This window comes from Lysinibacillus sp. NPDC097231 (assembly GCF_044761885.1).
Lineage (GTDB): Bacteria > Bacillota > Bacilli > Bacillales_A > Planococcaceae > Lysinibacillus.
Genome location: NZ_JBIWDH010000051.1, coordinates 15,163 through 27,431 on the forward strand (window position 1 = coordinate 15,163; position 12,269 = coordinate 27,431).

10 protein-coding genes and 1 pseudogene are annotated in these 12,269 nt (G+C 37.4%); 4 read left to right on the top strand and 7 right to left on the bottom strand.

What is annotated here, in order from left to right:
- Positions 1-3 precede the first annotated feature (3 nt).
- The 5 genes from ACIQXF_RS21505 to ACIQXF_RS21525 all read right to left on the bottom strand — a co-directional run bounded on the left by ACIQXF_RS21505 (position 4) and on the right by ACIQXF_RS21525 (position 6,717).
- Complete coding sequence (locus ACIQXF_RS21505; protein WP_402787425.1) at positions 4-3,615, bottom strand: dynamin family protein; 3,612 nt, start codon at positions 3,613-3,615, stop codon at positions 4-6.
- Positions 3,616-3,846: 231 nt separating this feature from the next.
- Positions 3,847-4,560, bottom strand: a complete 714-nt coding sequence (locus ACIQXF_RS21510) for a 5-oxoprolinase subunit PxpA (protein WP_402787428.1) — start codon at positions 4,558-4,560, stop codon at positions 3,847-3,849.
- Complete coding sequence (locus tag ACIQXF_RS21515; RefSeq protein ID WP_402787431.1) at positions 4,551-5,420, bottom strand: 5-oxoprolinase subunit C family protein; 870 nt, start codon at positions 5,418-5,420, stop codon at positions 4,551-4,553. Before ACIQXF_RS21515 ends, ACIQXF_RS21510 begins: the two co-directional genes overlap by 10 nt.
- A gap of 3 nt (positions 5,421-5,423) precedes the next feature.
- The gene (gene pxpB / locus ACIQXF_RS21520; protein ID WP_402787434.1) at positions 5,424-6,119 is read right to left on the bottom strand and encodes a 5-oxoprolinase subunit PxpB; all 696 of its coding nucleotides are present in this window, start codon (positions 6,117-6,119) and stop codon (positions 5,424-5,426) included.
- A complete protein-coding gene (locus ACIQXF_RS21525) occupies positions 6,103-6,717 on the bottom strand; it encodes a pyroglutamyl-peptidase I (protein WP_402787437.1) in 615 nt (204 codons plus the stop codon). Before ACIQXF_RS21525 ends, pxpB begins: the two co-directional genes overlap by 17 nt.
- Positions 6,718-7,264: 547 nt before the next feature.
- On the opposite strand from ACIQXF_RS21525, the gene ACIQXF_RS21530 reads away from it, so the two are divergent.
- The 4 genes from ACIQXF_RS21530 to ACIQXF_RS21545 all read left to right on the top strand — a co-directional run bounded on the left by ACIQXF_RS21530 (position 7,265) and on the right by ACIQXF_RS21545 (position 10,427).
- Positions 7,265-7,723: a chemotaxis protein CheX gene (locus ACIQXF_RS21530; protein ID WP_402787440.1), complete on the top strand. Its 459-nt coding sequence runs from the start codon at positions 7,265-7,267 to the stop codon at positions 7,721-7,723.
- Positions 7,724-8,071: 348 nt separating this feature from the next.
- A complete protein-coding gene (locus tag ACIQXF_RS21535) occupies positions 8,072-8,194 on the top strand; it encodes a hypothetical protein (RefSeq protein ID WP_402787443.1) in 123 nt (40 codons plus the stop codon).
- Between the two features lie 24 nt (positions 8,195-8,218).
- Positions 8,219-8,713, top strand: coding sequence for a cupredoxin domain-containing protein (locus ACIQXF_RS21540; RefSeq protein WP_402787446.1), 495 nt, complete (start codon positions 8,219-8,221; stop codon positions 8,711-8,713).
- Between the two features lie 106 nt (positions 8,714-8,819).
- Positions 8,820-10,427: a b(o/a)3-type cytochrome-c oxidase subunit 1 gene (locus tag ACIQXF_RS21545; RefSeq protein ID WP_402787452.1), complete on the top strand. Its 1,608-nt coding sequence runs from the start codon at positions 8,820-8,822 to the stop codon at positions 10,425-10,427.
- 49 nt (positions 10,428-10,476) lie between these two features.
- On the opposite strand, the gene ACIQXF_RS21550 is transcribed toward ACIQXF_RS21545, so the two are convergent.
- Both ACIQXF_RS21550 and ACIQXF_RS21555 read right to left on the bottom strand, forming a co-directional pair.
- On the bottom strand, positions 10,477-11,973 hold the full coding sequence (locus ACIQXF_RS21550) for a carboxypeptidase M32 (RefSeq protein ID WP_402787449.1): 1,497 nt from the start codon (positions 11,971-11,973) through the stop codon (positions 10,477-10,479).
- 110 nt (positions 11,974-12,083) lie between these two features.
- Positions 12,084-12,269: pseudogene (locus ACIQXF_RS21555) on the bottom strand (hypothetical protein); the annotation flags it as partial.

Genomic DNA, 12,269 nt, shown 5'->3' on the forward strand with positions numbered 1-12,269 from the left:
ACCTCATGCGTATTGTAATTGCGCGTAAATAGCTTTCCAAGAAGCTAAACGACTTTCCTCTTGAAGTGCAAGTCTTTCTGTAGCAATTTGCTCAAGTGCCTGATGATAAATATACTGACGTAAATTCTCCGCTTCCTCAGCAATAAAGGTAATGGCCCATGTCATAAGAGATACTTTCTGTACATCTAAATAATTTTGAGCATCTGGTTTTGTTAATGCCTCTAGCGCTTCACTTAGCTTCACCTTTTCGTTTTTCTCAAAGAATGCTTTTTGGTTGCGGTAGTGAGATTTTACGCCTGCATATTTCGCGATATCAGAAAATGGTCCTTCAAAATTAAGTAAATCTGGCTCAGAAGATTCAAACGCTAGGAATGAGAAGCTACGGTTTAATTCTTTTAGCTCACGTACTTCATCCTTAAAGCGCTGTTGCATCTTTTTACTGATAAATTGAGATAAACGGAAGTTTGTTACACGCATTTCTTGCGTAAAATCAAATCGTAAACTTTGTATTACTTCCTTCAAAGCATGCTCTAATGCTTGCTGAGCTGGCATTGCTGCAAATGTTGATGGATTGTAACCTTCCTTAAAGAACTCTGGGTAACGATAAAATACACGCTGAAGAACATAATACAATAATTCATCAAGCTCTTGCTTCGTTTCACTTTCTATCATACTTGTATTAAGCGAATTGAATTTCGTTTTTATATGCTGTTCAAGCGTTGTTAATTCCTCTAAACGCTCATCTTTACGTTTTAAGTTGTCTTCGGTTTGCGCAATTAAATCACCTAAACGTTCCTCCGTTTTATCGACTTCTTCCGCCAAAGCTTGAACTGCTAATGCACTTAATTCATCATTTAAGAATGTATGGAAGGCATCCTCAAATGGTGGCATACCAGATGTTAAATCAGCACCTTCAACTTTTTCCTTTAACGCCATTAAACTTGATACACCATAAAGTCGAGGGAAGCGAATACCAAAGCGTTGTAATTCTGAACGAACATAACCTTTTACATCTTCTTGCTCTTCTTCTGTTGTCGCCAAATCGATAGCATTAACAATAAAGAACATCTTATCTAATTCGAAGGCATCCTTCACACGTCCTAGCTGAATTAAAAACTCACGGTCAGCTTTGGCAAATGCATGATTGTAATAAGTAATGAACAAGATTGCATCCGCATTACGAATATATTCGAACGCAACACCTGTATGACGAGCATTAATAGAATCAGCCCCTGGTGTGTCGACAAGTGTCACACCCATACGTGTTAACGGACTATCATAATAGAAATCAATATTATCTACGAAGCATGATTTGTTTTCCTGTGCTACAAATTTCTCGAACTCTTCACGATCAACGCGTATTACTGTCCCAAGCTCGGATTTGAATGTTGGATAACCTTCCTTGTATGCACGAATAAATGATTTGTGGACGTTTAAACGTTCATCCGAAAGCTGAACTGCAAGCCCCTCATCCGCACGGTTAAAGGCTTCTTCCAATGAAGAAACAGACAAACCAATCGCTGCATAGGAGCCCTGAATATCCTCTAGCATTTGGTCAGCTGTTTTTAACAGTACATCTGCCGTTTCATGTGGATGTTCTGGCGTCACAGGACGAATTTTATTGATGGCTGCAGTCGTTGGGTTCGGCGATACAGGTAAAACCTTGGCACCCATTAGCGCATTTGAGAACGATGATTTTCCTGCACTAAATGCCCCAAACAGTGCGATGGTGAAATCTTTTTTCTGTAATCGTTCTACCTTATTCTCTAAGTAACTTGCTACTTCTGCAAAGCCTTGTACCTCTTTAACCGCATTTGCTGTATGAAGGGCACGTTTGATCACACCTTCAATCGGAAGACTTGTTGCACTCACAGCTTGCTGCGCCTCTTCTTGTTGTACTGCTTGCTCTTTTGGTTTTAACATTGATTCATCAAATAATCGAATATCTGCTAGATCTTGCTTAAAGGCATTGTCCCAGTTTGTCAGCTGTTGGTTAGCTAGCTGACGAATTTCGTTGCTCGCCTGGTGCATAATACTTGCACTATATTGCTGGTAGCCCTCGATTTCAAGCACTGCTTGAATGGCATCTACTTTTGCTTGCATACCTGCCATTTTTAGTTTAGATGGAGCAGATGTTTCAGTTGCTACAGCTTCTAATGTTGTAGATTGTGCATCCTTCCAATTATCTGTTTCTTGGATGAAGTAGCGTTTTGTCGCCTCTGCCACACGGTTAGCAAAGTTTAAGACAGCATCTCCTGTCAGAATAGCCCCAACTTGCACCTGCTGTTCAATTACTGAAAATGGCAACTCAAATACATGGGCATCAATTGCTGTAGCACGCTCTTCATTTAACGCACCAACATCCTTTAAGGCCTTTTTCATTAGCCCTTTTAAATGGCCTGTTATCTGAGCATGTACGACATTTTGATAAGCGCCATAAGCGTCCTCTTTGCGACGTTTTCGCTCTTCCTCTGTTTTTTTCTTGGCAGTAAATAAGCCCCCAACCTTGAAGCCTTCCTGCATACTTTCTAAATATAAACGTAATTTATCGCGTAAATCTGCAGGCATAATCGCTGCATTCGCAAGTAGTTCTTTACGTTGTTCTTCAAACGTCTCATTCCATGCCTCAATTGAAAACAATTCAACCTGACGATTTAATTTATTATATTGTTCTAAAATATCCTTATGGTGAGCCCATTCATCAGCGCTTAATAGTTCTTCATCGATATCTAAACGATCCTGTCTTTCTTCCATTAAATAATTATCATGCTCACTTTGCAATAAACGCAGTGTATTTGATGCAGTCAGTACAAGCTGATCCTGCCAATCATTCATACTATCCATAACGATTTTCTTAACTGCCTTAAAATCATTATGAGGATGCTCAGGCTCTCTTAAAGAAGTGAAAAACACACCTTTTGGAACAACACCCCAAGCCGCAAAGGAATTGTGAACCGTTGCCTTAAATTCCTCAAAGCTTAGTTCATTTTCCTTATGCTTATCAATCATGTTAACGATTAAATAAACATTTGGATTGTACTTCATCAATTGCTTTGTAAATTGAAAATTCAACTCCGATTGCACGTGATTGTAATCCATTGTATAAAATACGATATCTGCAATATGAAGAGCTGACTCTGTTGACATACGGTGTGCATCATCTGTAGAGTCGACACCTGGTGTGTCCATCACAGTGACACCGAGTGGTAATGTCGATCCGCTATGACCAATTTCAATTTGCGACACTAAATCCCCATTTTTACTTAGCTCTTTCACTGTTTTAAAATCGTATCCTGCTTCAAATTTTACAGGCTTTTCATTGTGCATATAGACAATCGCAAAATCATCCTCTGATTTATGAACTTTTACGATATTCGCACTCGTTGGAATTGGACTTGATGCAAGCAAATTTTCGCCAGATAGTGCATTAATCATACTTGACTTACCAGCAGAGAAATGACCTGCAAAGCCAATAACATACTCTTTTTGCTGTAATTTACGTGCAAAAAGTGATGTTTTATCCATACGCTCATTATCACCATTATGCTGATATATTATGTATTGTAACGAGGCTTGCTTTAACAGCCCCTCCAATTGTTGATCAAAATCTTTCATAAAAACAGTAACCCCTTTATTCATTAATTGTACATATTTAGTATTCTACCTTATTCGACATGCAATGTATAACACTAATTTACTTTAAAAAGCATATATATCAAGGTTTCAGACGTAATATTCGTCAACATAGTCATGTTTAACCAAAAAAATAATGCGTTATTCTCCAAAAAAACTACTAATTCCAATTCCATAAGGGACGGGGGGGAAAAAATGGCGCTTTCCATTATTTCACCTTAACTCATAAATTTTTTTGGCAAAGTCCAGTGCAAGTGGGCCGTCTCCATGTATACATAATGTTTGCGCTGAAATTTTGATTTTCTTTTGCTGTACAGACATCACTTCATTCGATGTCAAAATACCTTTGACATGCACAAGCATTTCTTCTTCTGTCTGAATCAACGCATTTGATTCTAGTCTATTTACCAATGTACCATCATCATTGTAATTGCGATCAGAAAAAACTTCTTCATAGACATGTAAGCCCTTTTCTTTTGCAATTTCAGCCATTTTGCTTCCAGCCAAGCAATATAAAATATACGATGGATTTAAATCGTATACTGCATTGACAATTGCTGTCGCCTTTTCTATATCATTGGCACTTTGATTATAGAGTGCTCCATGTGGCTTCACATGATGAAGAACTCCCTTTTCCACTGAGACAAAAGCTTGCAATGCCCCTATTTGATAGACGATCATGTTGTAAATTTCCTCTGCACTAACATCCATATTTCGACGGCCAAAACCTTCAGGATCAGGATAGCCTGGGTGTGCGCCAATATGGACATTTTTACGAATGGCATTTCTTACTGTTTGACGCATCATTGTATGATTGCCAGCATGATAACCACATGCGATATTAATGGACGTTACATAATCTAAAATCGCTACATCTTTAAAAGCATCATTGCTTTCACCCATATCACAATTAATATCTATTGGCATATCTTTTCCTCCATTAATACAAAATTGATTGTGTTAAACATGCGCATTTGGGCAACTTTATGTAAATCATCTTCGTGAATCGTTGCAATGATTGGATAGCCACCGACTGTTTGGGCATCTGCCATTAACACAATAGGTTCACCACTTTGTGGAACTTGAATTGTTCCAAACTGTGTCGCTTCTGAGAGGATATCTTTTCTTTCTGTCAGACGTAGTACAGGACCTTTTAAATAATAACCCATACGATTTCCACCTGAAAATTGAAATGAAGCCTGCAAAAACTTTTGTTGACTCTCTTCCGTAAATAACTCAAAATGAGGACCTTTAAAAACTCTTACAGTAATAGCGCTTTTAAATACTGGGCGAAATGGTGCATATAGTCCCCTTGTAAAATGTAAGGGCTCTGCGTTCTTTCCATATAAAATGCTACCTTTATTTATTGCATTACCTAGAAGTGGAAAGCATGCATTACTGCCAAGCATTGCCTCTGTTTGAAATCCTTCTTTAGGTGTAAGATAAACAACAGATCCGTGACTTACGCTTTTTATAGACAAGACATCGCCCTTTGTTAATTGAAAAGTTTTCCACATTTCGATTGGAACATCATTCAAAAAACTCATACATTTTGCCCCAGTCAATACAAACGTACCATCATCTATAGCTTCAAACTCAAAACCACCAATAAACATTTCAAATGAAGTTTGGTCTTTATCGTTATTTAAGATATATTGCGCTGCTTGAAATGACACTTTATCCATAGGTCCAGATAAAGGAATACCATATGCACGATAGCCATATCTCCCTTGGTCTTGCAGGCTACCATACACACCTTGTTTTTTTACTATAAGAAGTGGCTTCACTTGCTACACGCCTTTACATTTTATTTCAAAAAACTCCTGTTTTGTTATTTCATAAAACTGTACTTGATCTCCAAGAGAAAATATAAAAACCTCTTTCCTATGTACATCAAATAAATTGAATGGCGTCTTACCAATAATATTCCATCCACCAGGTGAATCGAGTGGATAAATCCCTGTCTGGAAACCACCTATACCAACAGAACTCGCAGATACAGAAGTACGTGGTTTCTGTAAACGTGGCACAAACAATTCTCTATCTAAATCCCCTAAATAAGGAAATCCAGGCAAAAATCCAATTAAATATACACTATACAATTTAGACATGTGTATTTTTTTAATGTCCTCAAACGATAAACCTGTATACTCCATTACACGGTGCATATCCAAAGCAAATTCCTCATCATAGCAAACTGGAATTTGTAACTGACGACTTGTTAGTTCATCATCTTTAGAGGAAATTTGCATGAAAAGCCATTGTTTTTGTAAAAAATCTATATCAATTTTTTTCGTTACGTAGGCCGTAACAGTATGATAGCTAGCGACACTTTCTATTAGATTTTGTTGTAGGCTTTTTTTCAGAAATCGATTGAACCTTTGTACAATATGAAAATTTTCTTGGGATATTTCTTCATTAAATGCAAAACGAATTGTGTGTTGGCTAATCCACATAGTTTTAGGAAAATCAAACATTTGTTGCATGGATAGTTTCCTCAATACAAAGCTTAATACACGTGATTAAATCTTGGATATTCCACCCCGGTATTTTGCCATGTTGGATGGCCAAATCAAAAGACGCAGGAATATGGATAAATCCAGCTCGAACCCCATCATGCTGCTTTGCGTAAATTAGCCCTTCATACATAATAGTATTGCATAAATAAGTACCTGCTGTATTGGATATTTCGGCAGGGAAGCCTTCTTCCTGCAAACGGTTAACCATATTACGAATAGGTAAATTCGTTAGATAAGCATCAGCGCCATCCTCGTAAATGCTTTCATCAACGGGTGTATATCCGTTATTATCTGCCTCGCCATCTTTTATATTAACGGCAATTCGCTCTGGCGTAATTTTATAACGCCCTCCGGCTAATCCTAATGAAATAATAATTTGTGGCTTAACATCTACAATATATTGCTTAAACTGCTCAGCAGATTGCTGAAAATCTACTGATAAAATACGTCCTACAATTTCAAAGCCATCTACTTTATTGCCATTTAAATTTTCTACAATTTGCATGGTTGGATTAATTTTATATTCAAGAAATGGTACAAATCCTGTTAATAATATTTTTGTCATTTTATTCACCTAGATTTCTATAGGACGTTACTTTGTTCACCGTCCATTATTTTTAACTCTAAGCCAATCGTATTGTATAGATGACCAGGAAACTTCTTGCTATCAATCATTTTGTGTCAAAATTCCCATTCCCCAGTACCAAACGGATTTGCTTCATTCTACAAAAAAGAAATACCCCATTACAATAGTTTTCAGAAAAAATAAAAAAAGAGCATGCATCCTCAGTTAATAGGATCATGCTCTCGGGGGGATATTAAAATCGATTATTTTAAATGGGCACTTGCCTGATTCATGACGTATTTTCCCACGCCCAAATAGATAGCCACTGTTGCTCCAATAAATACGAATGTCATTGCTGACCACTCCTTTTTAATAAAAATTTATACTAAAGTATTATTTCAAAAAGAACTACGTCCTATTTAATTGAATTTGAAAATCATTCTCATTAATATAATATAAATTTCACCCTAATTCGTCAAGACATACTTTCATCTTACCCTTCTAACATGGTAAGATGTAGAAAAGTCGGAAAAAGGATGCGGTAAAGATGAGTAATTCGAAGTATTTTCAAACTATATTAAACGGGACAATTCATGCTTTAAAATCGATCCTGCCTATGGATATTGAAGTGAAAACGCCAAGTATTATTTCTGAACCCTTTCAACAGCAGCAAATGGGCGTATTAATTGGCTTAATAGGAGATGTAAAAGGCCGTGTAATCATTGATTCCTCTCCTGAAGTGTTTAGTGGCATTGGCAATACAATGTTTGGTATGCCGCTTGAAGGTGCAATGCTGGAATCCTTTACAGGGGAATTTGGTAACATGATTGCGGGTAATTTATGTACTGCTGTAGGTCAAGAAAGCTTAGAAATTGATATCACACCGCCAACAGTAATGGTTGGTAACACAAAGCTTTATGGCTTTGAAAAGGCATTTGTACTCCCTATTACAGTTCCAAGCATTGGTGCACTATCAGTTCTATTAACGATTGAAGAAGGAGAATAGAGTTCAAGGCTATTAGACTATTTCAAACGATATATCCTATGCTACTGCATCAGGCATTTATGAATTCGCTTTGTCATTCCACTAAATAGATAGGCTGCCCCATATGGCACAAGCCGCTATTTTAAATAGTAAAATTTATTGAAAAATAATAAAAAGCATCCCAAATGAAAGTTTAAAGTGACCATCTCAATGACTATTGAGGTGGTATTTTTTTATTTCCTCCTCTATATTTCACAGTTTTTTCACATAATCCGCTAGGATGTGTGATTTTTTTCACATCAAAATAAACTTTATTTTTATATTATGGCAATAAGGCAGACCACTATAAAAAGCGTAGGAGGAGCGAAAATGGCGAATAAAAAGAAGTCAGATGAGAATTTGAAAGGTTCACTCTATGCAGTATTTGGAGTAGGCATCATTATTATCTTGATTTGGGTGTACTGCTTCGACTTATTCATCGAACGTTTTTAATCTACTAAGAAAGGACAGAGACATATGCACATACATAAGTATGAGAAATATTGGCTTGTGTTCGGAATTGCTACTTTAGTTGCATTTCTTATTATTCTTGGCATCGGTGCATTCCATCAAGGCTCACATCCGAACAATGGTAAAAAAACACTAGATTATGAGAAAGTAAGGGAATTTGCACCTTTTGATAATCCAGGTGTTCATAAAGTTGAAGGTAAGGATTGGGATTATGAAGTTGTCGTTTTAGCATCGGCGTTTTATTACAATCCTCCTGTTATCGAAGTTCCACTTGGAGCAAAAGTAAAATTTATCGCAACTAGCGAAGATGTAATGCATGGTTTTGAAATTGCAGGTACAAATATCAACATGATGCTTGAACCTGGTTATATTTCTGAATATGTAACAGAAGTAAATAAATTAGGTGAGTATTTAATTGTATGTAATGAGTACTGTGGTACAGGACATACGATGATGCACTCTATGCTAAAGGTGGTGGATCCAAATGAGTCTCAACAGTAATTTGACAAAGGAGCCGCAGTTAAGCCATAAACAATTTGAGCAAGGTACCCAAGTGAGTCTCAACAGTAATTTGATAAAGGTGGATCGTCGTGATGCGAAGCTAGCAATGGCGCATATTTACGTGGCATTCATCGCATTGTTATTAGGTGGTCTTGCCGGTTTACTACAAGTATTCGTACGCTCTGGTCAATTCACATTACCAGCAGGCATTGGTTATTATCAGGTTTTAACGGTACACGGTGTTTTACTCGGCCTTATTTTAACAACATTCTTTATTTATGGATTCCAAATTGCCGGTGTTAGTCGTACGTCAGGGACATTTACAGATGGTCAACGTCGTCTTGGCTGGATTGGCTTCTGGTTAATGACTATTGGTACAGCAGCTGCTGCAACAATGGTTTTACTTAATAAAGCAACTGTTTTATATACGTTTTACGCTCCACTGAAAGCTCACTGGATTTTCTATTTAGGCCTGACATTAGTCGTGGTTGGTTCTTGGGTTGGCGGCGCAGGTCAAATTTTACGATATGCACAGTGGCGTAAAGAAAATAAAGGAAGCGGACAGCCAAGCCCATTACTGTCATTTATGGTTGTTGTCAATAATTTAATGTGGTTCGTAGCCACTCTTGGCGTAGCTGTTTCTGTTTTATTCCAACTACTACCATGGTCTTTAGGCTTCGTCGAACGTGTAGATATAGCACTATCACGTACATTATTCTGGTATTTCGGTCATGCTCTTGTATACTTCTGGTTATTACCTGCCTACATGATTTGGTATGTTGTTATTCCAAAGGTTATTGGCGGAAAAATTTTCTCTGATTCTTTAGCAAGACTGTCATTTATGCTGTTCTTAATTTTCTCTGTACCAGTTGGTATCCATCACCAATTAACAGAGCCTGGTATTGACGGCACATGGAAATTCATACAGGTTGTTTTAACATTCGCCGTGGTCGTCCCATCTTTAATGACTGCCTTCTCGATGTTTGCGATGTTTGAATTACGTGGTCGTGAATTAGGGGGTAAGGGACTTTACGGTTGGTTTAAAAAATTACCGTGGAAAGATTCTCGTTTCTTCATTCCATTTATCGGTATGGTAGTATTTATCCCTGGTGGTGCAGGTGGTCTTGTCAATGCTTCTTACCAAATGAACCTAGTCATTCATAATACGATTTGGGTTACAGGACACTTCCATTTAACAGTTGCAACAACAGTCGCGTTAACTTATTTCAGTGCGGCATTTTGGTTAATTCCACATTTAACAGGTCGTACACTTACTAAATCTTTAAACAATATTGGTAATTTTGCAGCTATATTATGGGCAGTTGGTATGATAATTATGTCATCTGCAATGCATATTGCAGGTCTTCTCGGTGCACCTCGCCGCTCTGATTACTCTGAGTATGGTGGTGCTCAACAAGCCTATGACTGGATTCCTTATCAAATCGCTCAAGCTGTTGGTGGCACACTCCTGTTCATCGCTGTCTTAATCATTATTTATATTGTGGTGAAATTAGCATGGTTTGCACCTAAAGGCGAGGAAGAATTCCCGATTGGTGATGTTCATGAAAGCAGTGGTACAACGCCAGCTATTTTGGAAAACTTCAAAGTGTGGCTTGTCATTTTAGTAGCTTTAATTTTATTTGCCTACACAATTCCGATTTTCGATATTATTTCTAATTCTCCACCAGGATCTAAAGGCTATACACCTTGGTAATATCTTTATAAAAAAGCGATTTCTCTTTTTTGAGAAATCGCTTTTTCCATTAGAGCTGATAAAGCTTCGTATACTTTTCTTGTAAATAATCTGCTAAATATTTTGCATTTAAGCCTTCCCCTGTCGCTTCTCGCAGCAATTCGAAAGGCTTCTTCAAGGCACCATATTGATGGACTTTATCTGTTAACCATTCTCGAATTGGCAGGAGCTCTCCCTTCTCTAGCAGCTCGTCAAAGTTTGGAATATCCTTATCCATTGCATGCTTCCATTGCGCAGCATAAATCATTCCTAAAGCATAGGATGGGAAATAGCCAAACATGCCCCCTGACCAGTGCATATCTTGTAATACTCCTTTTGCATCTGTTTCAGGACGAATGCCTAAATATTCCTCGTACTTATCATTCCATACTTGTGGCAGATCCTTCGCTTGAAGATCGCCATTGAATAGGTCACGTTCAATTTCATAGCGAATCATAATATGTAGCGGATATGTTAATTCATCCGCTTCAATGCGAATAAATGAAGGCTCCACCATATTAATGGCACGCAGGAAATCAGCTAATGCAACATCACCAAACTGTGCAGGTGAATACTTTTGTAGGCGCTCATAGTTATGCTCCCAGAACTTTTCATTCCTACCTACAAAATTTTCATAGAATAAAGATTGAGATTCATGTATACCCATTGATGTACCTGTCGCTAATGGTAAACCATCTAGCTTTGCATCGATATTTTGTTCATACATGGCATGCCCACACTCATGAATTGTGCCAAAAATAGCTGAACGGAAATCGTCTTCATCATATTTCGTTGTTATGCGATTATCTCCATGATTCAAGCCAATCATAAATGGATGTACACTTTCATCTAAGCGACCTGCATCAAAATCATAGCCCAGCTGTGCTAACATTTCTAGTGATAATTCACGTTGAGACTCCCGAGGGAAATGCTTAAATAATACGCTTGTATCTGGTTTGTTTGGTGAAGATGAAATTTTTTGCACAAGTGCTACAATTGTTTCACGTAATTCTCCAAAAACTTGATCTAACACATCTGTCGTCATATCAGGTTCATATAAATCTAGTAATGTATTGTATGGCGAACCGTTTTTTACACCCCAATAATTAATAAATTTCTTTTGCCAGCTTATGATTTCCTCTAAATAAGGTAGGAATAAGGCAAAATTATTTGTGGCCTTTGCTTCTTCCCATGCTGTTTCTGCTTTAGATTGTAGAATAACGTATGCTTTATATTCATCAGCTGGGATTTTTTTATTTTGATTGTACTCTTTACGTACTTCCTCTACTAAACGAAGCGTAACATAATCGAGGTCTGCTTTTTGTTCTTCTAGTACAGCTAGTAATTTTCCTAATTCTTCACTAGTTTGCATGTCAAATAAGGAGGCCGATAATGTTCCAACTACCTCAGTGCGTTGAGCAAGTCCCTTCTTAGGTGCACCCGTACGCATATCCCAATAAATCACATTCAGTGCTTCTTCATAGTGTTGCATTTTTTTTACATAGGCTGTGAATTGTTGTACAGTCATGCCATCATCCTCCTTTTTCTCGCTACTAGTTTATCATATTTTCGAAAATTTTGTATATTATGGACCTTTTAGAATTATTTATATTTCGGAATTTAATAATTTGGGATTTTTTAAGGCGTTAATGATTGATTAGTAGAGGAAAAATATCGTAGAACTCCATTTCCTTGGCCTAAGGCAAAGTCAATCAAGAGACCTTTGATGGTTCTATCCGTCACTTTGATGATTCTATCCATCATTTTGAACGTTCTATCCTTCACTTTGGTGGTTCTATCCATCATCTTGAACGTTCTTTCCGC

Excerpts from the sequence above, each read along its gene's own strand:
- ACIQXF_RS21530 (WP_402787440.1), top strand. The coding sequence starts at position 7,265 with ATGAGTAATTCGAAGTATTTTCAAACTATATTAAACGGGACAATTCAT.
- ACIQXF_RS21550 (WP_402787449.1), bottom strand. The coding sequence starts at position 11,973 with ATGACTGTACAACAATTCACAGCCTATGTAAAAAAAATGCAACACTAT.
- ACIQXF_RS21540 (WP_402787446.1), top strand. The coding sequence starts at position 8,219 with ATGCACATACATAAGTATGAGAAATATTGGCTTGTGTTCGGAATTGCT.
- ACIQXF_RS21545 (WP_402787452.1), top strand. The coding sequence starts at position 8,820 with ATGGCGCATATTTACGTGGCATTCATCGCATTGTTATTAGGTGGTCTT.
- ACIQXF_RS21535 (WP_402787443.1), top strand. The coding sequence starts at position 8,072 with ATGGCGAATAAAAAGAAGTCAGATGAGAATTTGAAAGGTTCACTCTAT.
- pxpB (WP_402787434.1), bottom strand. The coding sequence starts at position 6,119 with ATGCAACAAATGTTTGATTTTCCTAAAACTATGTGGATTAGCCAACAC.
- ACIQXF_RS21505 (WP_402787425.1), bottom strand. The coding sequence starts at position 3,615 with ATGAAAGATTTTGATCAACAATTGGAGGGGCTGTTAAAGCAAGCCTCG.
- ACIQXF_RS21510 (WP_402787428.1), bottom strand. The coding sequence starts at position 4,560 with ATGCCAATAGATATTAATTGTGATATGGGTGAAAGCAATGATGCTTTT.
- ACIQXF_RS21525 (WP_402787437.1), bottom strand. The coding sequence starts at position 6,717 with ATGACAAAAATATTATTAACAGGATTTGTACCATTTCTTGAATATAAA.